Source organism: Methanohalophilus euhalobius (genome assembly GCF_900215215.1).
Taxonomy (GTDB): domain Archaea; phylum Halobacteriota; class Methanosarcinia; order Methanosarcinales; family Methanosarcinaceae; genus Methanohalophilus; species Methanohalophilus euhalobius.
Genome location: NZ_OBDR01000006.1, coordinates 78,607 through 103,009, shown reverse-complemented (window position 1 = coordinate 103,009; position 24,403 = coordinate 78,607). Strand labels below are relative to the sequence as shown.

Annotated in this window: 30 protein-coding genes and 1 pseudogene; 19 read left to right on the top strand and 12 right to left on the bottom strand. The window is 43.6% G+C overall.

Going from position 1 to position 24,403, the window contains the following annotated elements; all coding sequences use genetic code 11:
• The 3 genes and pseudogenes from CP947_RS06930 to CP947_RS06920 all read right to left on the bottom strand — a co-directional run.
• Positions 1 to 362: pseudogene (locus CP947_RS06930) on the bottom strand (RNA-guided endonuclease TnpB family protein); the annotation flags it as partial.
• Between the two features lie 214 nt (positions 363 to 576).
• Positions 577 to 1,854 (bottom strand): phytoene desaturase family protein, encoded by a 1,278-nt coding sequence (locus CP947_RS06925; protein ID WP_096712484.1) that lies wholly within the window; start codon positions 1,852 to 1,854, stop codon positions 577 to 579.
• Positions 1,851 to 2,012, bottom strand: a complete 162-nt coding sequence (locus CP947_RS06920) for a 4Fe-4S binding protein (RefSeq protein WP_096712483.1) — start codon at positions 2,010 to 2,012, stop codon at positions 1,851 to 1,853. The genes CP947_RS06925 and CP947_RS06920 overlap by 4 nt, the downstream gene beginning before the upstream one ends.
• A 678-nt stretch (positions 2,013 to 2,690) precedes the next feature.
• Between CP947_RS06920 and CP947_RS06915 the strand changes: the two genes are divergently transcribed.
• The 15 genes from CP947_RS06915 to CP947_RS06845 all read left to right on the top strand — a co-directional run bounded on the left by CP947_RS06915 (position 2,691) and on the right by CP947_RS06845 (position 14,124).
• Positions 2,691 to 3,110, top strand: a complete 420-nt coding sequence (locus CP947_RS06915; RefSeq protein WP_164909076.1) for a DUF22 domain-containing protein — start codon at positions 2,691 to 2,693, stop codon at positions 3,108 to 3,110.
• 11 nt (positions 3,111 to 3,121) lie between these two features.
• Positions 3,122 to 3,628: a hypothetical protein gene (locus CP947_RS06910; protein ID WP_096712481.1), complete on the top strand. Its 507-nt coding sequence runs from the start codon at positions 3,122 to 3,124 to the stop codon at positions 3,626 to 3,628.
• Positions 3,629 to 3,869: 241 nt separating this feature from the next.
• The gene (gene fpoA / locus CP947_RS06905) at positions 3,870 to 4,268 is read left to right on the top strand and encodes a F420H2 dehydrogenase subunit FpoA (protein ID WP_096712480.1); all 399 of its coding nucleotides are present in this window, start codon (positions 3,870 to 3,872) and stop codon (positions 4,266 to 4,268) included.
• On the top strand, positions 4,253 to 4,825 hold the full coding sequence (fpoB, locus tag CP947_RS06900; RefSeq protein WP_096712479.1) for a F(420)H(2) dehydrogenase subunit B: 573 nt from the start codon (positions 4,253 to 4,255) through the stop codon (positions 4,823 to 4,825). The genes fpoA and fpoB overlap by 16 nt, the downstream gene beginning before the upstream one ends.
• Positions 4,826 to 4,829: 4 nt before the next feature.
• A complete protein-coding gene (fpoC, locus tag CP947_RS06895) occupies positions 4,830 to 5,306 on the top strand; it encodes a F420H2 dehydrogenase subunit FpoC (protein WP_096712497.1) in 477 nt (158 codons plus the stop codon).
• A 9-nt stretch (positions 5,307 to 5,315) separates the two neighbouring features.
• Positions 5,316 to 6,440: a F420H2 dehydrogenase subunit FpoD gene (gene fpoD, locus CP947_RS06890; RefSeq protein WP_096712496.1), complete on the top strand. Its 1,125-nt coding sequence runs from the start codon at positions 5,316 to 5,318 to the stop codon at positions 6,438 to 6,440.
• 4 nt (positions 6,441 to 6,444) lie between these two features.
• Positions 6,445 to 7,473, top strand: a complete 1,029-nt coding sequence (fpoH, locus tag CP947_RS06885) for a F420H2 dehydrogenase subunit FpoH (RefSeq protein ID WP_096712478.1) — start codon at positions 6,445 to 6,447, stop codon at positions 7,471 to 7,473.
• A 4-nt stretch (positions 7,474 to 7,477) separates the two neighbouring features.
• On the top strand, positions 7,478 to 7,891 hold the full coding sequence (gene fpoI, locus CP947_RS06880; protein ID WP_096712495.1) for a F420H2 dehydrogenase subunit FpoI: 414 nt from the start codon (positions 7,478 to 7,480) through the stop codon (positions 7,889 to 7,891).
• Positions 7,888 to 8,160, top strand: a complete 273-nt coding sequence (locus CP947_RS06875) for an NADH-quinone oxidoreductase subunit J (RefSeq protein WP_096712477.1) — start codon at positions 7,888 to 7,890, stop codon at positions 8,158 to 8,160. Before fpoI ends, CP947_RS06875 begins: the two co-directional genes overlap by 4 nt.
• On the top strand, positions 8,150 to 8,503 hold the full coding sequence (gene fpoJ / locus CP947_RS06870) for a F420H2 dehydrogenase subunit FpoJ (RefSeq protein ID WP_096712494.1): 354 nt from the start codon (positions 8,150 to 8,152) through the stop codon (positions 8,501 to 8,503). Before CP947_RS06875 ends, fpoJ begins: the two co-directional genes overlap by 11 nt.
• On the top strand, positions 8,500 to 8,802 hold the full coding sequence (gene fpoK / locus CP947_RS06865) for a F420H2 dehydrogenase subunit FpoK (RefSeq protein ID WP_096712476.1): 303 nt from the start codon (positions 8,500 to 8,502) through the stop codon (positions 8,800 to 8,802). The genes fpoJ and fpoK overlap by 4 nt, the downstream gene beginning before the upstream one ends.
• Before the next feature lie 4 nt (positions 8,803 to 8,806).
• Positions 8,807 to 10,819: a F420H2 dehydrogenase subunit FpoL gene (fpoL, locus tag CP947_RS06860; protein WP_096712475.1), complete on the top strand. Its 2,013-nt coding sequence runs from the start codon at positions 8,807 to 8,809 to the stop codon at positions 10,817 to 10,819.
• A complete protein-coding gene (fpoM, locus tag CP947_RS06855) occupies positions 10,819 to 12,306 on the top strand; it encodes a F(420)H(2) dehydrogenase subunit M (protein WP_096712474.1) in 1,488 nt (495 codons plus the stop codon). The genes fpoL and fpoM overlap by 1 nt, the downstream gene beginning before the upstream one ends.
• Positions 12,307 to 12,308: 2 nt before the next feature.
• Complete coding sequence (gene fpoN, locus CP947_RS06850; RefSeq protein WP_096712473.1) at positions 12,309 to 13,760, top strand: F(420)H(2) dehydrogenase subunit N; 1,452 nt, start codon at positions 12,309 to 12,311, stop codon at positions 13,758 to 13,760.
• A 1-nt stretch (position 13,761) separates the two neighbouring features.
• Positions 13,762 to 14,124: a F420H2 dehydrogenase subunit FpoO gene (locus CP947_RS06845; protein WP_096712472.1), complete on the top strand. Its 363-nt coding sequence runs from the start codon at positions 13,762 to 13,764 to the stop codon at positions 14,122 to 14,124.
• A 30-nt stretch (positions 14,125 to 14,154) separates the two neighbouring features.
• Here CP947_RS06845 and CP947_RS06840 read toward each other — a convergent pair whose 3' ends face one another.
• Positions 14,155 to 15,093, bottom strand: coding sequence for a nucleoside recognition protein (locus tag CP947_RS06840; RefSeq protein WP_096712471.1), 939 nt, complete (start codon positions 15,091 to 15,093; stop codon positions 14,155 to 14,157).
• A gap of 103 nt (positions 15,094 to 15,196) precedes the next feature.
• Here CP947_RS06840 and CP947_RS06835 point away from each other — a divergent pair, with 103 nt between their 5' ends.
• From CP947_RS06835 to pyrG, 3 genes are read left to right on the top strand one after another with little or no spacing between them, the layout of a single operon-like run.
• Positions 15,197 to 15,379: a methytransferase partner Trm112 gene (locus tag CP947_RS06835; protein ID WP_096712470.1), complete on the top strand. Its 183-nt coding sequence runs from the start codon at positions 15,197 to 15,199 to the stop codon at positions 15,377 to 15,379.
• 15 nt (positions 15,380 to 15,394) lie between these two features.
• A complete protein-coding gene (locus tag CP947_RS06830; RefSeq protein WP_096712469.1) occupies positions 15,395 to 16,051 on the top strand; it encodes a DUF7524 family protein in 657 nt (218 codons plus the stop codon).
• A gap of 13 nt (positions 16,052 to 16,064) precedes the next feature.
• The gene (gene pyrG / locus CP947_RS06825) at positions 16,065 to 17,651 is read left to right on the top strand and encodes a glutamine hydrolyzing CTP synthase (protein WP_096712468.1); all 1,587 of its coding nucleotides are present in this window, start codon (positions 16,065 to 16,067) and stop codon (positions 17,649 to 17,651) included.
• Here pyrG and truD read toward each other — a convergent pair whose 3' ends face one another.
• The 8 genes from truD to CP947_RS06785 all read right to left on the bottom strand — a co-directional run bounded on the left by truD (position 17,652) and on the right by CP947_RS06785 (position 23,333).
• Positions 17,652 to 18,968 carry a tRNA pseudouridine(13) synthase TruD gene (gene truD / locus CP947_RS06820; protein ID WP_096712467.1) on the bottom strand — a complete coding sequence of 439 codons (1,317 nt, stop codon included), beginning with the start codon at positions 18,966 to 18,968 and terminating at the stop codon, positions 17,652 to 17,654.
• A 9-nt stretch (positions 18,969 to 18,977) separates the two neighbouring features.
• Positions 18,978 to 20,120 carry a transglutaminase-like domain-containing protein gene (locus CP947_RS06815; protein ID WP_096712466.1) on the bottom strand — a complete coding sequence of 381 codons (1,143 nt, stop codon included), beginning with the start codon at positions 20,118 to 20,120 and terminating at the stop codon, positions 18,978 to 18,980.
• A gap of 11 nt (positions 20,121 to 20,131) precedes the next feature.
• Positions 20,132 to 20,479, bottom strand: a complete 348-nt coding sequence (gene pth2, locus CP947_RS06810; RefSeq protein ID WP_072360357.1) for a peptidyl-tRNA hydrolase Pth2 — start codon at positions 20,477 to 20,479, stop codon at positions 20,132 to 20,134.
• A gap of 26 nt (positions 20,480 to 20,505) precedes the next feature.
• A complete protein-coding gene (gene mptN / locus CP947_RS06805) occupies positions 20,506 to 21,411 on the bottom strand; it encodes a tetrahydromethanopterin:alpha-L-glutamate ligase (protein WP_096712465.1) in 906 nt (301 codons plus the stop codon).
• 81 nt (positions 21,412 to 21,492) lie between these two features.
• Complete coding sequence (locus tag CP947_RS06800) at positions 21,493 to 21,918, bottom strand: glutamate synthase-related protein (RefSeq protein ID WP_096712464.1); 426 nt, start codon at positions 21,916 to 21,918, stop codon at positions 21,493 to 21,495.
• Positions 21,872 to 22,177 carry a rubredoxin gene (locus tag CP947_RS06795; protein ID WP_253247330.1) on the bottom strand — a complete coding sequence of 102 codons (306 nt, stop codon included), beginning with the start codon at positions 22,175 to 22,177 and terminating at the stop codon, positions 21,872 to 21,874. Before CP947_RS06795 ends, CP947_RS06800 begins: the two co-directional genes overlap by 47 nt.
• A gap of 37 nt (positions 22,178 to 22,214) precedes the next feature.
• Positions 22,215 to 22,472, bottom strand: a complete 258-nt coding sequence (locus tag CP947_RS06790) for a DUF2769 domain-containing protein (RefSeq protein ID WP_096712463.1) — start codon at positions 22,470 to 22,472, stop codon at positions 22,215 to 22,217.
• Positions 22,473 to 22,586: 114 nt separating this feature from the next.
• The gene (locus tag CP947_RS06785; protein WP_096712492.1) at positions 22,587 to 23,333 is read right to left on the bottom strand and encodes a DUF434 domain-containing protein; all 747 of its coding nucleotides are present in this window, start codon (positions 23,331 to 23,333) and stop codon (positions 22,587 to 22,589) included.
• A gap of 62 nt (positions 23,334 to 23,395) precedes the next feature.
• Here CP947_RS06785 and ala point away from each other — a divergent pair, with 62 nt between their 5' ends.
• Entirely contained in the window at positions 23,396 to 24,376 is a 981-nt protein-coding gene (gene ala, locus CP947_RS06780) for an alanine dehydrogenase (RefSeq protein ID WP_096712462.1), read from the top strand.
• Positions 24,377 to 24,403 lie beyond the last annotated feature (27 nt).

The window sequence follows — 24,403 nt, the reverse complement described above, 5'->3', positions numbered from 1 at the left end:
TGTTTTACAACTTTGGATGCTTGGTATTTCCATGAACCATCAAAATACTGTTTCGCATAGTCATAATTCAAAATGGAATAAGCTTTCCTTCCGTTGATAGTGGTTATTTTAACCATATTTTCACTAATAGCAAAATCCCTTTTGTAAGAAAAGGTCATTGATGATGGCGAAAATTGTACTTTTTGCCATTTTGCCTTTTTCTGTTTATGCAATGTTTTGTAACATCCAGCAACCTGTCTTGGGATATTACAACTCATCTGGGATTTTAATTTTAATGTTTCACGAAGATATGGGTAAACTTCCTGCTGTAATTTCATTGCTGGAATCGGTTTACCTTTGTCAAAAACGAATTTCAGAAACATAATTCATTCCATCTGAATATTTCTGCATAGTTTCCTCTAAATCATCATCAGGATTTGCTATTTTCAAGATAATTGTTTTAGTGAGAAACATACAATAGTATGTTCTAAAGTATGTTATAAAACGTTTTGTATGAATATTAGACGCATTCCTCTTCCACCTTACGAAAAGGAGACTCCTGCTATAAAAGTTGTAGAGGCATTTAAGGAACACCGGTCACCGATGTTGTTGCTTTATGATATCCAGTGTGTTCATAACACCCAGGGCAACACCTTCTACTTCGATGCCTCCTTTTCCCTTTGCCCCGTCCCCAACTACGTAAAGGCTATTGATGGGTGTGGTATTACCTATATCTGAGCCGGAGGATGCCCGGTTTACGGGCCAGCCGTCATAATATGACTGGGTGAGGATCACTTCATATTTTTTATTGGGGAATACTTCTTTGAGATCCTGCAGGCCAATTTCGATCTCTTCTTCAAGTTTATCGATTTTTTCCTGCCGGACACTTTGGTGTGCCATTACCAGATGTTTTCCTGGGGGGGCAAGGTTGGGATCTGTGTTGGTCACTTCATTGATTCCATTGACCCGGCGGCAGTAAGGTGTCAGGAGAATACCGTTGTGGCCGATCAATGGCTCATCTGCGGCCAGACATGTCTTAATTCCTGCAGAAGATTTGACATTGTCTATTTTTTCTTCATAAGCATTATTAATGGTGTATGAGTCATAAAGATCTCTTGTAAATGGGTGTCCAATATTGCTTATTACAACATCGGAGTAATGTTTATTTCCATCTGCTATTACTCCCCGGGCTGTATTGTTTTCCACAATTATCCGACTCACTTCGGTATTTGTATGAATTTTTCCACCATTTGAACGAATTATTTCTACAAGAGCATCTGTAACTCCTTTACACCCACCCATTGGGATGCCTGTTCCTCCATAGCGGTAGAGATTCTCAAATATTTCAAAAGCTTCCTCTGCAGGTACATCTCTGTTTGTCAGGCTCAGTGCCCAACCGCAGAATGAGTTAGCGGTTTTGTGTGCGCTATCTTCATTCAGATATTTACGAATCCAGTTTTCAAAAGAAATATTTTTAGGAGGCCACCTTCTGGTGGTAACAAGAAGAATTGCAAGTTTGAGTCTGTTCCACATGGAGAATTGTGAGCCAAATTGATTGAAAGATATATCTTTAAATCCGGATTTGTAATTATTTGAACCATTTGCAGGTATACGGATCATGGCCATTGGTTCACAGGGTACGATTTCCACATCTGCACCTATTTTTTTGAGCAGGTTGCCCAGAGGGCCTGTAGAACCGTGAGGTATCATGTGCAATGCTCCTGTGGAGAGGCTAAAACCGTGATATTCAATGTTCGTAAACCGGCCACCTGTAATGGGTAACCTTTCAAACACCTCGATTTCATGTCCTTCGATTGCGAGTGAAGCCGCGCTTAAAAGACCTCCGAGCCCTGCTCCGATTACATTGATTTTCATTTTTCAGCCTCGATAGCCTTAAGGGGGCAGTAAAATGCACATATGCCACAGTTGGTACATTTATCTGTAATATACGCATTTCCTTTAACCACAATGGCGTCCTGTTTGCAGAAAGCGGTACATTGTCCGCACCCAACACATTTTTCATTTACTCGCATATGATTCTCCGCTATTCTGGTAGGTGTGCTATGTTTTGAACCCCGATATGGATTGGAATTGAGATGAATACACAATTTACTAATATTTAGTTTTCGTTACTTTAAAGGGGGCATTGTCACAGTTAAAGCATCTTTCCCATTGATACGGCGTATATGAATTTAGATATTGATGATTTCTGTTGTAATTATGATAAGCAATAAACATATTGATCCAATTATTGATATGCTGAACAAGTTCCTCTGAACCAGTACTGGCTTCCAAGCTGCACTTTCAACTACTATGGTATCTGGTAATTTACCAGCATAAGGCTGCACGCACAAGCTGAATTTCTGTACCCGGTAATGTATTGCCGTGTAACTTATCGATTCACCAAAATATGATAATAGTTCTGAGGTTTTTCTCAAACTTAATTCCCTGCTGGTACACAAGTATGGATAATGCTATGGCTTTTAGGTCTCTTCTCTTCCTTTGCACGAAAGATTTAAGGTCTACCGGTATTAAATCTAATTATGCATTCTGTTCCATTTTCATCCCCTTTAAATAGGGGATGAATCCCTCTTTATTTCTTAACTGTAACAGTGCCCTTTAAAGGTGGGATAGGTGGGATAGAATATTGTTAATTATCAATGTTGGTAATTATATATCTCCTTGTTCATATGTGCTTTAATGGTGATTGGATGTCTGCAGAGATAATACAGGTAGTATCCCGAAAAAAAGGGGAAATTGTTTCTAAAAAAGTAAAGGCAGCGCCCTATGAATTTACTATCGCAACTCGTGCAAGGTGGGAAATGGTGATTGCAGATAACGATCTGGAGATCAGGGCAGGGGAATACAAAAAGATTCCTGTAAGGGAAATCACTCTTGACCCCGATACTCTTGCAATGCCATGCGCTTTCACATATCATGCGGTTGCTTCTGTTCTCAAGATTGCTTCTACTGAGGGGGCATCTCCGGTGGATAAAGAGCGTACCGTCAGATATGCATATGTCTTCGGTCAGATAAATGGGAAAATCAGGGATGGCGACCTGCTTGGTGTATTGAATGTTTTCCCGATAATGTTTACCAGGGAAGCAATGACTCCTACTGAAGTTGATTGAGGGGTATTGGGATGGAAACCTGTTTGATTTGTGGTGAGGTTCAGGATTATAAACAGTATGGTAATTACAATATCTGCACTACCTGTGCTGATGTTATGGAAGATGTGATGGGGGAATTTTTCCTCCGCACAATTTGCAATTGCTCCAAGCCCCAGTCACATGAAACGTATTTTAGTTATTTAAACAGTACATCAAAATACATTTCTGATTACAAGAAAATCACATCCCGTTCGAAAAAATATGAAAGACATATTTCCGAAAAAGCTTCGGATGCAATTAAATATGTGGAAGTCCCTTCAAAGCAGCGATATTTTGAAAGAATGCAGGCTGTTGTAAAATGGCTGGAAGACAACCCGGCGTTTTATCATTATTATTTTAAGAAATATTATGTATGCCCTTCTTGTGGAGCTTCTATCTTTGACAGGTATTCAAAAGAGGAAGTAGGGGATTGGATCATTATTTCCTGTTCGGAATGCGGTGAGCTGATTAAGAAATACTTCGCTCCAAAAACTCTTTGATGTATACATTTCCAACTTTTTTTAAGTCCAACCATATTTGTATTTCTCGCGTCTTGTGTAATGCCTTTTTTTAAATTTCAATTTTGATTATAAAGCGTGATAAATCCAATATGTTTTTATGTGATGATTCATTAGAAGATTCAAAATAAAATCCAGTGGACCATTTATTATACAAATGCAATGATGTTACATAAAGTCAATTGGTTCACATTTATTTGATATTCATAATCAGGTGAGTTATATGTCAGGAATTGTCGATAGTAATATCGTATATAGTTACATCCCGGTTGCGGTGTTTCTTGTCGTCTCACTACTGATGCCTCCAATGACGATGTTGATCGCTAAATTGCTCAGTCCGAGAAGTACAGGTGCTGAGAGATATTCCACCTACGAGTCAGGTTCGATTCCTACCGGCCCTGCACGTATTCAATTCAGTGTGGAGTATTACCTCTATGCGATCGCATTCGTATTGTTTGATATCGAAGTCCTCTTCCTTTACCCGTGGGCTATGATATACAGAGGTAATACAGGAGTGGATACGACGGTAGCGGTAGTTGAAATGCTTATATTTATTTTTGTTCTCCTGTTCGGTTATGCATTCTTATGGAAGAAGGGGGCACTTAGATGGCTGAAGAATTAACTTCCCAATCCTATGAACAGCCGGCTCCTAAAGAGCAGGCTCAAGAGGAATCCATTCCTGGAGTTATAACTACAACATCCCGGGAAATCAACGAATTCCTTAAAAAGACCAAAATTCAGGATATTCTTAACTGGGGACGCAAGAATTCTCTCTGGTTTATGTCCCAGCCAATGGGATGCTGTGGTGTGGAACTTATCGTTGCCGGTGTGGCTCCGATGGATACCGATCGCTTTGGTATTATTCCCCGTAATTCTCCCAGACAGGCTGACGTTATGATAATCAGTGGGTATGTTACCAGAAAATATTTCCCCGCTCTTAAGAGATTGTGGGATCAAATGCCTTCCCCTAAATGGGTTTTTTGTGTGGGCGACTGTTCCATAAGCGGGGGTCCCTTCTATGAATCCTACAGCACAGTTCAGAATATAGATGAGATCTTCCCGATAGATGTTTTTGTTCCCGGATGCCCTCCAAGACCCGAAGCAATAATCCAGGGTTTTGTTGAGATCCAGAAAAAGATTGAAACCAAAAAGGACCGGGGTTCTGGCTATGAAGGTTGATACTATGGAAGCGGAGAAGATTATTGATTCACTGAATGCAAAGTTCCCTGATACAATCTCTGATTCACAAATTGAATCAGAAAAACGTATTTCTGCTTATGCAGAAGCCGGAAGTATTGTGGAAATATGCAGATACCTGAAGGATGAACTTCAGTTTGACCATCTTTCTTCGGAAACAGCTGTGGATTTGATCCTGAAAGATGAAATTGAAGTAGTATATCACCTGAGTTCCTTCGGCCAGCCTTTGGTACTGAAACTGAAAGCAAGACTTCCACGTAACAATCCGGAGATTGAATCCATTACTTCTGTTTACTGGGATGCCAACTGGTATGAAAGGGAAGCCTACGAACTATTCGGTGTACAGTACAGAAATCATCCGAATTTGAGAAATCTAGTCCTGCCGGATGAATTGCTGGGTGACTGGCCTCTGCGTAAAGATTACGAAGATTTTCCCCAAAAGACTGCTAAAAACCTGGTGTGAGTGATAATTATGGATACCAATATTGGCCCTGATGAGATGCTTATCCATATGGGACCTCATCATATTGCACAACCCGGACCTTTCAGGCTAAATGTAAAATTGAAAGGAGAAACTGTGCAGGATTCTGATGTGGAAATGGGTTTCATCCACAAGGGCATAGAAAAAATACTAGAAAGCAAGACATATCTACAGGGAATACCTGTGGTGGACAGGGCCTGTTATCTTGCGGCTCTTACCAATGAGGAAGCTTTTGTAGGCTGTGTGGAAAAACTTGCAGGAATCGAACCAACTGAAAGGTCTCAGTATATCAGGGTTATAGTTGAAGAACTGTCCAGAATACAGAGCCATCTGCTCGGTTATGGGGAATATACTGAATTTATTGGTTTTATGACAATGTTTTTCTACCCCATGACTGTCAGGGAAAAAATTCTCGATCTCCTTGAAATGACCACCGGTGCCCGTATTACACATTCTTATCTCCGATTTGGCGGAGTACGCGACGATCTCCCTGAAGGGTTTGAGGCAAAATGCAAGGAGGCATTTGCACTGCTTAGAAGAGGCCTTGAAGAGTGGGGTGAGTTAATGAAGTCCGATACGATCTACAGGGAACGTACTGTGGGTGTCGGTGTCCTTACACCGGATACAGCCAAGGAAATGGGAGTTACCGGACCACCTCTGAGGGCAACTGGTGTTGATTTCGATATAAGGAAGGATGAACCCTATCTTGTTTATGATGATCTGGATTTCAAGGTATGTACCGAAACCGCGGGAGATGTTTATGCCCGTATCTGGGTGCGTGTTGCTGAAATCTATGAGAGTATGTATATCATCGAACAGGCACTGGACCAGATGCCTTCTGGACCGTTGTTCCCGGAGAATCTCCCCTATGACCGTCGGGCTCCCGTGATGAGGGTTCCGGAAGGAGAGGTTTTCCACAGGGTTGAAGATCCCAGAGGAGAAATGGGAATGTATATGGTGTCCGATGGATCTGATAAGCCCTATCGTGTGAAGATCAGGGGACCTGTGTTCCCTACAATGCAGGCAATGCCACCTCTTATAAAAGATTCTCAACTTGCAGACGTTGTAGCGATCGTAGGAAGCCTTGACCCATGTGTAAGTGAGGCGGATAGGTGAAAATATGTTAGAAGTTCCAGCAAATATTTATCCATGGTTAAAGGGAATTGTGGGCCTTGTGCTGATAGGTGCCTTGTTTGGATTCGGTATGTTCGCCATCTGGGTTGAACGTAAATTGTCTGCTGATATACAGGAAAGACATGGTCCTAACAGGGTCGGTCCGAGGGGTATATTCCAGCTGGTTGCAGATGCTATCAAGCTGTTTACAAAAGAGGAAATCATTCCAGCCAAAGTTGACAGGATACTCTACATAAGTGCGCCTATTGTTATATTGCTGTCTGTTTTCCTGATGCTTGTTGCGATACCTGTTGGTGCTGTTTATGTAAATGGCACCGAATATGTACTCGCAGCGACCCAAATGGACATTAGCATCCTTTACATCGAGGCCGTTTCAGCGATTGCTATCATAGGTACCTTTGTACTTGGATACGGTCAGAATAATAAATATGCAATGATGGGTACCTTCCGTAACTTTGCACAAATGGTTGGTTATGAGATCCCTCTGGGTCTCACTATCGTAAGTGTAGCAATAATGTCCGGTACCCTTGATGTGGTCGGAATCGTACATGCTCAGGATCGTATCTGGTATGCATTTCTGCAACCAATAGGTTTCATAGTATTTTTCATTGCTATGATGATTGATATGGGTCGCCTTCCCTTCGACCAGAACGAAGGTGAGGAAGAACTTCAGGCCGGTGTGTTTACTGAATACAGCAGTATGAGGTTCGGTCTGGGATTCTTTGCGGAATATTTCCATTTGATTCTCGGTTCATTTCTCATTGCCCTGCTTTTCCTGGGTGGATGGAACGTTCCGGGATTTGTAACAGATAATACTGTGCTTGGAGTAATCCTTCCCACAGTGGTCCTCGTAACCAAGGCAACACTTGTCATGGCATTCATAATAATGATGCGTTGGGCTGTTCCGAGGTACAGAATTGATCAGGTTGTAGATCTCAGCTGGAAAAAACTCCTGCCCTTCTCCCTGTTAAACCTTGGATGGGCAATTGCATTAGGTTTGTATCTGGGAGTGTGATTTGATGGTTCTGAAAAATATTATTAGTGCTTTTAGGTACATGCGAAGACCTCGTGTTACCCGCTTATACCCTGAAATACGCACACAATTGCCTGAAAGATTCAGAGGGCTGCAAAAACTTGATAAAAGTAAATGCATCGGGTGTGGAATATGTGCAAATACCTGTCCCAACTGCGCAATCAAGATTGTGAGGGCCAGGGTACGTAAAGATAGTACCAAGACCCGGTGGTTCCCCGAAATAGATGTCGGGCACTGCATGTTTTGTGGTCTGTGTATTGACCAGTGTCCACAAGATGCCCTCTCAAGTTCAAAAATTTATACAGATGGTATAGTCACGTGGAAACATGAGGATCTTCTCTTTACACCGGACAAACTGGCAAGGGAAGAACCTATTGACGCACCGGAGGCTGAACAATGATTGGAATAGGAGAAGCTTTGGTCTTTTTCATACTGGCGATTGTTGTCATATTCTTTTCCCTGGCAACGGTACTGGTCAAGGATATCGTCAAGGCTGCACTTTCACTAGTCTTTTCGATGTTTACTATGGCAGGCCTGTTTATCACGCTGAATGCCCAGTTTGTGGGTGTCGTACAGGTCCTGGTCTATGTGGGTGCAATCGGTGTACTGATTCTCTTTGCCGTGATGCTTACAAAGAATACAATGGGAAGTGATGATAATGGCAACTGATAAAGTAGGTGTCTGGGATTCTTTTGTACACCAGTTTAGTCCCCGCAGGTTCCTTATCCGTCTTGCACATATCGAAATCCCTCCACTGGAAGTAATTGGAAGGGCATTTGCAAGGGCGGCAATTGTAGGTTTGTTCCTTGCGGTGGTTCTCGTATCCCTTTACGGGACGTCCTGGACAACAGTTGACCAGCTGCCCCAGAACATGGCAGACCAGAGTAATATTAAAGCCATAGGTACCCTGATATTCACTGAGTTTGTAGTGCCATTCGAAGTTCTTTCAATTGTACTGCTGTCTTCACTTGTGGGTGCTATTTACATGGCAAAAGGAGAGGATAACCAATGATTCCCCTTAATTGGTACCTTGCACTTTCTGCAATAATTTTTTCCATAGGTCTCTATGGTTTCATTTCACAGAAAAACGGTATTCGTATCCTGATGTGTGTGGAACTTATGCTAAATGCAGCAAACATAAATCTTGTAGCTTTTTCCAGTTACAATGACGATATGAGCGGCCAGGTATTTGCTCTCTTCTCGATAGCACTGGCAGCTTGTGAGGCTGCAATAGGTTTCGCAATCATGATGTCCGTTTACAGGATGCGTGATTCAATCAATCTTGACGAGCTTAACTTGTTGAGGTGGTAATGATATGGCTTATGAAAATTTAGCGTTTTTAATACCACTTTTACCCGCACTCGCCTTTGTAATTACCTTCTTTGTAGGTAAGAAAACCCCATATGGCGGGGGATTAATCCCGATATTCGCAATAGCAGCATCCTTTTTGATTTCTCTATTGATCACAATCGGTTTGCTGCAGAACCCGGATCAGGTAATTAGCCAGTCCTATCACTGGTTTGCAATTTTTAATCTGGGTATCCTGATAGATCCGCTTGCAGCGGTAATGCTCACAATGGTGACCTTTGTAAGTCTGCTTATTCACATATATTCAGTAGGCTACATGTCACATGACCCGGCCAAACCAAGGTACTTTGCAGAGACCTCCCTTTTCACTGCGTCCATGCTGAGTTTGATTTTGTCCGACAATATTCTCCAGTTATTCATAAGCTGGGAACTTGTGGGTCTGTGTTCTTATCTGCTGATCGGTTTCTGGTACCAGAAGCCCAGCGCTGCTTCAGCGGCAAAGAAGGCTTTCCTCACCACGCGGATTGGAGATGTCATGTTCCTTGCAGGTATTATTGTCCTGTTTGCCGATCTTTTCAAACTGGTAAACGGCATTATTCCCGAAGGTGTCTATCTCCTCCGGTTCGATGAGATTTTTTCATTCATCCCTGAAATAGCTGCCATGAATGCAACTATCCTGGGATTTGAGGTTAGCCACCTTACGATAATCACCCTTCTGTTCTTCGGAGGTGCCGTTGGTAAATCCGGTCAGTTCCCGCTACATGTGTGGCTGCCTGATGCAATGGAAGGCCCAACAACAGTTTCGGCTCTTATCCATGCTGCAACAATGGTTACAGCCGGTGTCTATCTGGTTGCAAGAACCTTCCCGATGTTCATCGCTGCACCACAATCCCTTATAATAGTGGCATACGTGGGTGCTTTCACTGCACTGTTTGCCGCAACAATGGGAATTGTGATGAACGATTTGAAACGGGTACTTGCCTATTCCACTATCAGCCAGCTTGGTTACATGATGCTGGGATTGGGTATGGGAGCAGTCATCGGTGCAGAAGCAGTCGGTGTTTCAATCTTCCATCTTGTCAGCCATGCATTCTTCAAGGCACTGCTTTTCCTGTGTGCCGGAAGTGTGATCCATGCTGTGGGAACTCATGATATGAGGGAACTCGGTGGCGTTGCAAAGGTCATGCCGATAACAGCTGCAACAATGGTAGCTGCATCTCTTGCTCTTGCAGGCTTCGGTATACCCGGAACCTCTATAGGAAGTACAGGTTTCTTCAGTAAAGATCCGATAATTGAAAATGCATATCTCTTCGGGGAACATGCAGGAAACTGGTTCCCATACATCTTCGCTATCGTGGCAGCACTGCTTACTTCACTCTATATATTCAGACTGCTGTTCATGACATTTGCCGGAAAGCCCAGGACCAATTACGGTGGGCATGAATCTCCTGCATCAATGACAGTTCCACTTTCCATACTGGGTATACTTGCCCTGGTATTCGGAGCTATCGTTGTTGAGCCGTTCAACAAGTTTGTAAACAGTACCTTTGTGAACAACTTTGTTAACATGGATATCCCTGCTCTGGCAGAGGTGGGTAACTATGAACTTGTCCATCATGCAGGCCAAGAACCACTGCTCATCCTGTGGATGCCTGTTATCGTTGCAGTCATCGGTCTGTTGATCGCTTTTGTGATCTACTACCAGAAAGCAATAGACATGAGCAGGTTTGTTTCAAAAGACAACTCTGTGTACAAACTCCTCTACAACCGCTACTATCAGAATGAGATATTCACCCAGCTCTTTGCTGTCAAGTTTGTCTATGAAGGTCTTGCTATGGCAGGCTATCACATAGACAGGTTTATTGATGGTATCGTCAACGTAATCAGTTACCTGATAATAGAGGCAGGGGATTCCTTCAGGAAGGTACAGACAGGAGTTATACAGCACTACTCGGTGGCTGTCATTACGGGAGTAAGTCTCCTGGTAATATTGATCAAGCTAGTCATGGAGGTCTTCTAATGTTGCCGGTATTATCCCTCATTGTGCTGATTCCGCTATTGTTCTCAGCATTTGCGTTCCTTACGAAAACAAGGGAGCAAGCTCGTGTGGTGGCCCTTATGGGTACACTTATCACCCTGATACTGACCCTTTACATGTATTTCAGCTTCGACAGTTCATCGGCTGCGATGCAGTTTGAGGAATTGGCAAGCTGGATTCCAAGTCTTGGTATAAATTACCATCTTGGTGTCGATGGTGTCTCAATGCCCCTTATATTGCTCAATGCAATAGTAATTCCATTGCTAATACTGTTCACCTGGGATGATGTCAGATCAACTCCCAACAGGTTCTATGGCTTGATCCTGGCAATGCAGGGAGCAGTTATCGGTGTATTCATTTCCCTGGATTTCTTCCTCTTCTATGTATTCTGGGAACTTACACTGATCCCGCTGTTCTTCATGGTGAACATATGGGGCGGTCCGAATAAGAGGCATGCTTCAATCAAATTCTTTATTTACACCCATGTGGCTTCCCTGGTGATGCTGCTGGGTATCTTCGGACTTTACTTTGCTGCCTGGGACCAGACAGGTGTGGCAAATATGGGCATTGCCCATCTCATGAGCCAGTTCCCGATGATTGGGTCAGGTATTGCCAGAGATGCAATATTCCTTGCACTTCTCTTCGGTTTCCTGGTGAAACTTCCAATAGTACCATTCCATTCCTGGCTGCCTGATGCTTATGCAGAGGCACCGACTGCTGGCAGTGTACTGTTCATCCTGCTCAAGATTGCAGGGTACGGAATCTTCCGTGTTATCCTGCCAATGCTTCCTGCTACAGGATCCCCGGATATGATGATTACAATCCTGGGATTGCTTGGTTCTGTAAGTATTGTGTATGGTGCATTCCTGGCACTGTCCCAGAAGGATCTCAAGAGAATGGTTGCTTATTCCAGTGTAAGTCACATGGGTTTTGTTACCCTGGGAGCTGCAGGACTTGTTACATTGTCCATTTCAGGAGCGATGTTCCAGCAATTCTCCCACGGTTTGATCATGAGTATAATGTTCATGTCCGTAGGAGTAATTCAGGCATCTACCGGTACCAGGATCATCAATGACCTGGGAGGCCTTGCTACAAAAATGCCTAAGCTGGCGGTTATAATGATGCTGGCTTTCATGGCATCCCTGGGTTTGCCAGGTTTGACCGGTTTCATCGCCGAATTCATGGTTTTCACTTTCAGTTACATGAATGTGCCAACATTTGTAATACTTGCACTGTTTGGTGTAGTCATAACTGCTGGTTACCATCTCTGGGCAATGCAAAGAACTATGTTTGGCGTCTATAATGGAAAGATCGGAAAGGTCTTTGACCTGTCCAACGTACAGACCTTCTCCATGGCAGTTATAGCCCTGCTGGTACTGTACTTCGGATTGAACCCAAGTCCGGTGCTGGATATGATGATTACAGGTTCGAATGAAATAGTCAGCCTTATGGCTGCAATGGGGGTGTAAGAATGGTAGATTTGATGTTACTTGCACCTGAGATTATAGTTGCATTGACCGGATTGATCGTACTCATGATTGGTATTTTCATGGGTTCTTCATCCAAAAACGTACTTGGCTATATCGCAACAGCAGGCTGTCTGGCAGCCCTTGCAATGGTGATCGGCAACTTCAGTGCCTCTGCATTGATGTTTTCCGATACCCTGAGTGTGGACCCCCTTTCCCAGTTCTTTAAACTGGTGTTTTTGGTGGTTGCTCTTATTGTGTCCATTGCATCTATCAAGTATACTGAAGACAATAAAGACACGGAAATCTTCTATGCCCTTGTGTTGTTTGCCACTTTCGGTATGATGTTTGTGGCATCTGCCAATGACCTCATGGTTCTTTTTGTGGCCTTTGAACTGGCAAGTATAGCAACCTATGCCCTTGCCGGATTTGAGAAGAAGAACCCCCGGTCTGTCGAAGCAGCAATGAAATACCTGCTTATGGGTGCTCTCTCAGCGGCCCTGTTGCTTATGGGAATATCCTTTGTTTACGGTGCAACCGGTACCACATCCATTCCGGGTATCGCCCAGAATATGGATGTATTGGCCTCCAACGCAATCGGCTTACTTGCAATAGTACTCCTGATAGCAGGTTTTGGTTTCAAGATTGCTCTTGTACCATTCCACATGTGGGCTCCGGATACCTACCAGGGTTCGCCTTCTGTAGTATCGGCCCTTCTGGCCGCAGGTTCCAAGAAGATGGCATTTGTTGCTGCATTCAAGGTATTCATAGTAGCCCTTCTGGCAATGCAGGCGGACTGGAGGATGGCTTTTGCGATACTGGCAGTAATTACCATGACCTATGGTAATGTCGTGGCCCTGTCCCAGAAAAGTGTGAAACGTATGCTCGCATACTCCTCTATTGCACAGGCAGGCTACATTTCTATGGCATTTGTTGTCCTGACCCCGATGGCACTGACCGGAGGTATACTTTATACCCTGGCTCACGGTTTCATGAAAGCCGGTGCTTTCATAGCTACTGCCGTTGTAGTCTACATGGTTATAAAGGAAAAGAGGGATACGGAAATCCCGGATCACATTGATAATTTCAAGGGATTGGGTAAGAAAATGCCAATAACTGCACTGTGTCTTACAGTATTTGTATTTGCACTTGCAGGAATTCCGCCAACAGCAGGATACATGAGCAAGTTCATCCTGTTCTCCTCGACCATTCAGTCAGGAATGGTATGGCTTGCGGTAATCGCAATCTTAAACAGTGCGCTTTCCCTGTATTATTATGCAAGGCTTGTAAGATACATGTATGCAATGCCCCATGAAGGTGAAAAAGTATCTGAGCCAGTTCCTTATGTAGCAGCTCTTCTGATATCCCTTGTGGGTGTAATGGCTATTGGTTTATGGCCAGAGCCATTCGTTGAAATTGCAATGCAGGCAGCCAGTGTACTTGTCGGAGGTATTTAATATGGCAGATTGTGATCTATGTGGTGTGTCAATACCCACCGTTTGTCCGGTAAGAGTGTTTGAACCCCGGTTTGAACACTCTTATCCCGAAGGAATCTGGAAAGGTCTTTGCGAAAAATGTCTTGATTCTGCAAAAGGTACATTTGACGAAAAAAGTGATGAGGAAGGCAACTGCGTTCCCGGCAATAAATTCGAGAAATGTGACCTATGCGGAACCACATGCCAGCTCTATGACATAGATGTTTTTGTTCCCTCTTTCAAGAATGTATACGATGAAGAGACAAGACATCTCTGCAGGCGCTGTCTTGAAAGCTGTAATGAGGCCTATGACAGGAAAGATGAGTGTTTTGGAGAACACCACTAAAAGGAGATTCTCCCCTCTTTTTACTTTTTTTTAAATTATACTGAGTAATATCACCAGTATCGTAAATCGTATCAGTATACTCATTCCGGTTGATATTGTTACTATTTTCACGCCCAGTTTAGGACCGAAAATAGAAATATATCTTGGCAACAGAGTCCTTATACTGAATATCGGCAGCATGAACATACTTCCAAGCATTATGATGATCATAGCCTGCAGGTAGGATATACTTCCTTCACCGATCATGGGGCCAAGCAATGACACTCCCAATATAGGGCTGGCAATGTAAGTTGTCAGGGGAATGATGCTTTCTGAAGGAATCCCAAAAAGGTCTGCCAGGGGTAGCACACTGAATATCTCAAAGAAGCCTTGCTCCCTCAGTGCAAAAACAAGGGTGGTCATACCCAGATATATTGTGGCAATCTTGAAGAAAAGTTTCTTTTCTTTTTTGAAACTTGCTTTCATTGCTTCCTTGAGTGGAGGTCTATTCCCGTTATGTCCGTCATCCAGTGTACAGCTTTTTTGTTCTTTTATCCAAAATTTGCTCAGTATAATAACAACTGAAAACTTCACAATGGCTGATATAATGAATACCATCACATAGAATCCACCGACTACAGGTCCCAGTGCAGGTAATATTATGGGAATCTGATACGTTATAATTCCCCTTACATAAGCAGGTGTACTGTTGAGGAGGGCACATAGTATTGCTTCCCTGTCATTAATACACCCCTTATCCTTTGCCTGGACTACCATGCTATTTGCAGCAACCGTTGATCCGATAGCAACTAAAAAAGCACTTCCGCAGGACTCGGGCAGATTGGTGTGCTTGAGCAGAGGTCTTGTGAGGCGGGATAATTTTTTCATCAGCCCCAATTCTACAAGGAGTCCGGCACCCCATAATCCGATAAAGATCATTATAAGTATGGGGAATGCAAAATCAAGAACCCGGAGTAGCAGGTCGATCATATCATTTTAGTTGACAATCCCTGTAAATTAATCTATTTATCCCCTTTTTATTAATACCATTAGTTTGATATTATTAGCAATAATATCTGGAGATGTGAATGTCATGAAAAAAGAAATGATAAACATCCTTGCCTGTCCCCTGTGCAAGGGGGAGCTAGTTCTAAATATAAGCAGTGATGAAGGGGAAGAGGTTATTAGTGGTACCCTCTATTGTGCTGCATGTGACGAATATTATCCCATCGAGGAAGGCATTCCCAATATGCTTCCTCCTGAAATGAGAGACTAAACAGGTGAATCCCCGTTGCAACAGATACATATCAACAGACTTGGTGTAAATTCCATTGAATTTGATATTCCTTCTGTTGAGGTCTCCCTCTCTCCCGGTGGAGAACAGAGTTTTGAGATTGTGATTATTAACTATGGTTCGCCTACTCATGTCAATTTTTCCATTTCAGAAAATCTGGATGGTTATGTAACTTTCCTTGATGACAATCCTTATGTGACCCATGAAGAATATGTACCCGTTGTTGTCAGGATTCCACATGAAGGCAGGGTATTCAGTAGTGGCACAATTTTTGTTACCATGGGATATGGCTCCAAAACAGAATCATTTGGTATAAACATAGGGCAGAAGGACAATATACGAATCCCTGTAGAGGAAGAACCTAAAATTGAATCTGTCCATAATCCTTCCCCTCCTTCTTCTGCATCAAAGACTAAATGGAGCATGGATTTTGGCCAGTTCCTTAAGAAATCCATCACTCCGAATGATATGAAACTAGTCATCCTTCTGTTTTTTTTAATTGGTTTCCTTTTTGGTGCCTATTATGTAATATCATCTGTTAACCTGAATCCTGCTGGTTTTTCAACCAGTTTTTATACATCCCTGACAATTGCTATTCTTCTGACTTTATTATTTGTTTATATGTTAACCAAACTACCTGTTTTCAGGAAATAACGAGGTACTTAGAATGAAATATATTATAATCACAGGCGGTGTTATGAGTGGTCTCGGTAAGGGGATTACTGCTGCTTCTGTAGGACGGAACCTGAAAAACAAGGGACAAAAGGTAACCGCCATCAAGATAGATCCCTATATCAATATTGATGCAGGTACCATGAGTCCTTTCCAGCACGGTGAAGTTTATGTGCTGAAAGACGGTGGTGAAGTAGATCTTGATCTGGGCAACTACGAACGGTATCTTGACACTGAACTGACATGGGATCATAACCTGACTACAGGTAAGATATACCAGTCTGTTATTGAAAAAGAAAGAAGGGGCGAATATCTTGGTAAGACCGTGCAGATCATTCCTCATATTACCAATGAAATAAAGGCCCGTATCCGCAGGGTTGCAGCCAAAAGTGGTGCTGATATCTGTCTGATTGAAGTCGGTGGGACGGTGGGTGACATTGAAAGTATGCCGTTCCTTGAAGCAGTCAGGCAGATGCACAGAGAGGAATCCGAGGAGGACATTATTTTCCTTCATGTAACACTGGTTCCCATTGATGCCCAGGGAGATCAGAAAACAAAACCCACGCAACACTCGGTCAAAGATCTGCGCCAGCTTGGTCTATCCCCGGATGTGATTGTCGCACGGTGTAAAAATCCTCTGCATGAAAGTACCCGTGCTAAAGTATCCCTCTTCTGTGATGTTCCAAAGGAAGCTGTAGTAAGTGCTCATGATTCAAATGATATTTATGATGTCCCCCTCCTGCTGGAAGAACAGGGACTTACAGGGTATATGATGCAAAGACTCGATCTTATCACCAAACAGCAAGATCATTCCTGGGAAGATATAGTCAAAAGAATGAATGCTGCGACCGGGGAAGTCAGGCTTGCAATTGTTGGAAAATATACCAATCTTGAGGATTCCTATCTAAGCATAAGGGAATCCCTGAAACACGCAGCAATAGAAGTTGGATGCAAGGTAAGGACCGACTGGGTAAGCTCGGAATCCTTTGATGAAGACCCCGCGGCAATCAATAAGCTTCAGATGTATGATGGTGTGCTTGTTCCAGGGGGTTTCGGAGAACGTGGTGTAGAAGGTAAGATCCAGGCAGTAAAGTTTGCCCGGGACAATGATATCCCTTTCCTGGGACTATGTCTTGGTATGCAATTGTGTGTAATTGAGTTTGCACGTAATGTAGCGGATATGGAAAATGCCAACAGTTCCGAATTCGATGAAAACACCCCTTATCCGGTAATTGACCTTTTGCCGGAACAGGAAAATATAGTAAATATGGGTGCCACAATGAGACTCGGGGATTATGAAGCCATTCTTAAAAAAGGTTCACTGGCAGAAAAAATATATGGAACCGATACCATAGTCGAGCGCCATCGTCACCGGTATGAGGTAAATCCCAATTTTGTAGATAGATTGGAAGAAAAGGGAATGGTATTTTCAGGCAAGAATCGCAATCGTATGGAAATAGCTGAAATACCTTCACATAGTTTCTTTTTTGCTTCCCAGTTCCATCCCGAATTTCGCTCAAGACCCGGCAGGCCCTCTCCTCCCTTCAGGGCCTTTGTGGAAGCAATGTATAAGAAAAAATAATTAACTCATATCTGCGGGTTCTGCTTTCATGTATTCCCTGATGACTGTTGTCGCATAACTCCCCTTGGGCAGGCAGAATTCCAGTGTAACTTTTTTCTTCCCTGCATTTAATTCGTCATCGGCAATTGTGTAAGCCGGTTTGAAATTCAATAAGATTTCCCTGCGCCTGCCCTTTGAAGTGATACGGGGAATTTCGGGAATATGGAAATCTTTCTGTTCAACACCTGTCTCCTGGAGTATTTCTTTTTCTATATTGCCCGGGGAGCTGTCCGTAAATTCGGTGGATGTGCCGACCAGCGGGGCCGTCACAAAAGCTCTGCTCCTGCGAATCAGGTTATTGATTCCTTTTACCTTGGAGGATGTTACAGTTTCAAGCCGGGAGGTATCTGGCAATCCCTGTTTATTCTTGAAGCACACAATATCACCTTCAACCGCTTCATTGAGGGGAAGTTTTTCCCGGATTCGCCTGCAGATGATCCGATTGTAGATATATGATTGGTAAGCATGGACAAACATATTCCGCATATTGGAACTCAATTCTCCGAATGCTCCGGCAAAGTCATCCGGATTATTCACAAGATAGTGCATCATTGCCCTTTCATAGCGCAACTGAACCGGATATTCTTTCAGGCTTTCGATATAGTTGCGCTCCTTATAGAAACGGTCGCGTACAAGCCTTGTTTTCTCGTGCTCATCTGGAAAACTTAAACCAATATAATCGATTGCAGCTTTCTCAATATCTCCCTTGACTATCGATTCTCCCACAAGGTGGGTGATGGGACGACGGGAGCCAAATCTCTGAATCCCGAAAAAGTTGGGTACTCCATCAATCTTATTTATTGTGGAAGTGATATTCAGGAGTCTGTTATCAAGTTCCTCCTGTGGCAGGTCGACATCCCGGATAATTATTTTGAATTTATTTCCCACGAGGTCTCCCAAACCCACATCTTTGTTGGAACGACCCAGAACTTTCAGATTTACATCCCTGAGTTTTATCCTTTCAACGTCTTCTGCTTCAAGGTTGTATATACTTATACGCTGGGTGGTAAGTGCCCTTTTATCCTTGGTACCGGCAAAACCAAACCTTTTGGAACTTATTCCCAGAATTCGGGACATGTCTCTTATCAGGTGGTGGGTTTCCCAGTTTTTTTTCGTAAGTTCGAGGATCAGGTATTTTCCTTCATTGCCTTCATCCCTACCCGTGATTTCCTCAACAACAAAATCTTCACTAGTTTGTTTTAACTTTCCACCGATACCTTCTGTTTCCGTTACATAAAGGTCGATACCGGTTTGTTTCTCTATATCAGGCACTTGCATGGATAATCCTCATCTTGCGGCAATATCTATTACTGTTACATTTGTCTGCCTGGTGTATGTCCAGCCATTTTCTGTGGGAGCGGTTTCCACCGGCAGGCTCCCTGCATACATGCCTGCCGAGGGGTCAAGAAGTAACCAGCAACCGTATTTGTCGGTTGCGTAATATACGGGTACGCATCCATAGTATTGCTCTATGGCCTCTGAGATACGATCGATGTCTTCCTCCATTCCGATGTAAACTGCTGCATAGGCATGTGTTTCGGTCAGGTATATCCGGGATGTGCCCCCGATAGCTTCTACCAGGGAAGCCATTGTAATAGCGTAATCATCACAGTCTCCTGCCCCGATTTCCAGAGTCTCACCCGGCCCGACCCAGTAATCCGATCCACGGGGGTCGCTGATATAATCCACATCTTCTATCAAATTATCATAAAGGGCACATACCTGGTAAATATTGTATTTGCCGGGGTACTCTTTTGCTGCTTTTGCAGCTTTGCTTCTGACCTGTGGGTCGGATGAATTGACAAGAGAGTTTATCTTATCGAAAAGATAGGCCGGGTTGTACGTATATTGTGGACTTACTTCTGTAGCAGCAGCCCGGGTTTTGATTTCAATTGCGTCAAAATACTGTATTCCGTAATCGTGCCATTTCCCGGATTCGGAAGTTGCCATTATCTTTACAAAAGGCTCTGGTTTTATTGTCGATTTGTCGGGTACGTCAAAACAGGCATATCCCAGCTCTTTTTCTTCTTCCGGGGCGATCAGGTATCCGCTATCAAAATCGTATATGCCACTTCCACTTGCCTGCCGGATGCCGTATCCATATACGTAAATTTCATTATTTCCCTTATTTGTGATGGTCATTGTGAGCATACCGGTATTTTCCCGGAAAGGTTCTCCATAACTGTAAGCACTTGATATGCTGTATCCGGGGGACAGTATATTGCTTTGGCTGGGTTTATCATCATATTCTGGATCAAGAATGTGTACATTTGGGGATGTCAGGGTTTGTGTATCGAGTTCATAGGCAGTTTCCATACTCCTGTCATCGGAGACGAAAAAACTTTCCTGCAGAATTTCCGGATTTTGAGCGCCGATATAGGCCAGTATGCCAATCAGGGCTACCAGTAACATGAACCCTTTTTTCCCCATTGTACCATCCTTTAAAGCAATTTCAGGGAACCGGTAATACGTTCTATGTCTTCATTTGTTGCGGGTCCGATGCCAAGAGCAGTGACAGTACCCGGTTTTATCTCGGTCAGACCGGCATCCTGTATCAGGGCGGTGGGAAGGTTCTGTGCCCGGGCTATTTCCCTTAACTCATAAAGGTCCCTTTCGGCAGGCACTTTAAGTACTACTTTTTTCTGTCCTTCAGCTTTCCATTTTGAATATATTCTGGAATCTGCCTTCTCGGATGCTGATACTGCAGCATGGGCCACCTGTACTGCAAGTTTGCCCTTTGATAATTTCAGGTCCTGTCGGATCACAATACATTGTTTGCAGGTAAACATTTTAATATCCTCTTCAGGAAATCGGTTCAAAGTCTTTCCATAAGGTGGTCTATTATCTTCTCTGCCGGATTTATCCCCCATGTTCTATAAATACCTGCCCCGGAAGGAGTTGCATTGACTTCCAGCACCATATTACCGTCTTTTCCCTCTATCAGGTCGACTCCTGCATATTCAGCCCCCATTTTTTCACATGCACGGACGCAAAGTTCTTCCTGTTCTTTTCCCAGCATACATTTCTCAGTATTTCCACCCTGGCTGAGATTGTATAACCATCCCCCTTCTGCTTTCCTGTAAATGGCCCCGATTACTTCATCACCAACAACAAAGGCACGTATATCCCTGCCGGGATTTGCTATATATTTCTGGATGTATAACATTTTTCTTTCATTCATCATCCTGCTCACAAATTCCCTTGCCGGTGTATCATCCAAATTTCCATCAGGATTGATTAGCTGTGCGTTCTTTATCCTGTATATTCCCTTGCCTTTATACCCGAATACTGGTTTGATGATGGCGTCTTCGAATGATTCCAGGGCATTCATGGCACTTTCTATATCCTGGACACCTTTTGTGGGAGGTACCGGTATATTTGCTTCTGCCAGAAGATATGTAGCATGATATTTGTTTGCAGCATTCTGGATTGATGCCGGTGAGTTGATAACAGGTATCCCAAAGTTTTCCAACTGGCGTAAAATATCAAATCTGAAAATGATTCCTTCCCCATTTCCTCCGCCGGCATCCCTCACAATGATGGCATCAAGGTCCTGCAGGTTTATGTCCCCTGCGTGGTAGGTTATGTTTGTCCCGATAGTCACTTCTGCATCTGCAAGGTTTATCGGAATAGGATTAATGTTGTTGTGAGATGCGGTTTCGATTAGGGATTTTGTGGTCCAGTCTTCAGGATCGGTTATGAGTATTCCTATGTTTTTCATCTGGATTTAATGTAATCCTGATCGGATAATTATGTTTTTGTCCATTAAGTAGAAAAATTAGTAAAAATGACATGTCTTTAATCAGACATGCTCTATATCAGTATTTCCTGAAATTTCCGTGTTTGTGGTGCACAGGTCCTCTGTGCTTAATTTATGGACATCATCGTTGCCAGTCAGCCGGGCAAAATCCTTCATTTCCTCCGTTGAAACTCTCAGGAAATGCTCCAGTTTTTTGGCGGAATATTCGATCTTCAACCTCTTTCGAAGTTCCGGATCCTGGGTGGTGACACCTACAGGACACTGGCCGGTGTCACACAAACGGTATTGCTGGCATGCACATGCCATCAGGGCTGCAGTGCCTATTGCTATGGCATCGGCTCCCATTGCAAGGGCCTTTGCAAAATCAGAGGAAACCCTTAGGCCCCCTGTGATAACCAGTGAGATATCCTTTATGTTCCTGTCATCCAGAAATTTCCTGGCCCTGTGCAGGGCAAACAGTGTAGGCATCGAGGTTGCCTCTTTTACAAACTTCTTTGCAGCCGCAGTTGCTCCGGGTCTCAGCCTTCTCCTCTTTTACGGGTTTTAAGTGGGTCTTATTCGCTTTACAGATAGGACATTCCCAGTCATCAGGGAAATCTTCCGGTTTCGTATCCGGCCTGATATCTGTAAGTGGCTTTCCTCTATCGTCGTCATACTCAAAAACATTACAGATCTCACATCGGTATTTGGACATTGTATCACAGTATATTTCCCTGATGTACTGCACGGAATATGTATGTTCAAAAAAAGATATTATGAAAGGATTACTTCCCAAGCTGTTCCTTCTCGGATCCCCTGGTACAGTAATAGCCGTTAGTAAGTCCCATTTCCTCTGTTACCGGACAGCCTCCACAGATACAGCCACTCTCTTCGTTAATACAGTCACTCTTTCCGATTGTTGGGAAACAATATCCTCCCTTTTCCCCACATTCGACCCAAGAGGGACAGCTAGGGCATATGCACATGGACATTACCATTTCTTTCTTTTGTTCCATTTCCTCAGGACTCATTTCTTCTGCCATTCATTTCACTGCCTGTTATATTTTATATTCATTGAATGTATGATCCATGTCTCTTATTTATCTAACTGTTGTCTTTGAATGTTTATGCAGAATGGGGGGGGACAATAATCAATTTCATTGGCAGATTCTGTTCATCCGATCAATATCTGTGATTGACGTATGTTTTTCTCCATTACCTATATTCTCTCCCACAATACCGTTCTGTTCCATCCAGCAGGCGGTTAGGTCGGCCGCCCTCTCCACAGCATCTACTATTACGCTGTCAGCGGTTGCTATAACCCCCCGGTATCCAACCTGCTTGAGATCGAAATCCACATTTTTTGATGTGGTGACGGCTGTTTTGAAAGGGCATTTAGCTGCTCTCTTACGGATAAATTGTGCAAGTTTACCGCTGTTGCTCATCTGGCTGTCAAGGAGGATTGTTGCAGAATTTATTGCCAGTACCGAGAGTGTGGTCAGCATCTCATCAACAGCCTGGTAGGTTGTAGCTGTATTGGTGTGGTTCTTGAAAATTCCCCGGGTGTCACGCAGGAATCCATCGTCTGCAAACCATACTGTCTCGTTATGAAGCACGCTTTCCATGGTTATCAGTACATTGTACCCGTCTATGAATATATCACACCCTTTTAGCCGGGAGCACGCAAGCCTTTTATTACTGCGTCTGGCTGCGGTCTCCGGGTCAAATATAAGCCTTGTGAGAATGTGCCTTTCTTCTTCTGCCAGACGGTAATGGTTACTGACAAACCTGATTGCACCTTTTCTCCTGTATCCCCGGTAGAGAAGGTACCTTATGTCGGCTGCAGGTTCCCTTAGTTTATTTTTGAGTCTTTCGACTGATGTGCTACCTGCGGCAGATGTCATATCTGACAATCTCTTCCGATAAGTTTTATACATGTCGGCAACCACCCTTTAATGGTGATTTTTTGGAAATACTCTGGCTTGATCAGGATGATGTGAAATCCCTGCTGGATATGCCTTCAGCCCTGGAGGCAGTGGAAATGGCTTTTGCCCAGCATGGCAGGAATAAGGTACAGATGCCACCTAAGTCCTATCTCTATTTTACCGAGCATAATGGTGATCTACGCACAATGCCCGCTTTCCTGGAGGAAGAGGATGTTGCAGGTGTCAAGGTCGTAAATGTTCATCCTGAAAACCGCAAAGTAGGGCTGCCTACTGTTATGGCGACGGTGATACTCAATTCCACATCAACCGGTGCACCTCTTGCCATGATGGATGGTACATACCTCACGGAAATACGTACCGGGGCCGCAGGAGGTGTGGCAGCCCGCTATCTTGCACATGAAAACAGCAGTGTCGTGGGGATGGTGGGAGCTGGTAACCAGGCCAGGACACAGTTAGAGGCTATATCGAACGTTTTCGAGCTTGAACAGGTATATGTATTTGATCTGGATACTTCAAGGGCGGAGGATTTCAAAGAAGGAATGGAATCAGTTGCATGCTGTGACATAACAGTAGTTGATAGTGTCCAGAAAGCCTGTGATGTGGACATTCTGGTAACTACCACTCCTTCAAAAAAACCGGTCATCAAAGCACAATGGTTGCCTGAGGGTATCCATATAAATGCTATCGGGGCTGATGCCAGGGGTAAGGAAGAGCTGGAACCCTCCATCCTCCAGAAAGCAAGGGTTGTGGTCGATGATATGGCACAGGCCACCCATTCCGGGGAAGTGAATGTCCCCCTTTCTGAGGGATACATCCGACAGGCAGACATCTTCGCCCAGCTGGGCCAGATAGTCGCCGGTCTGCATGAGGGGCGTGAATCGGATTCTCAGGTCACGGTTTTCGATTCAACGGGGTTGGCAATACAGGACATTGTGACTGCCAATCTGGTTTATAAAAAAGCAAAAAATAAAGGTATAGGCTCGAAGGCAAAATTGTTCTGATTATGTCTGGTAAGGGCAAGGTAACCA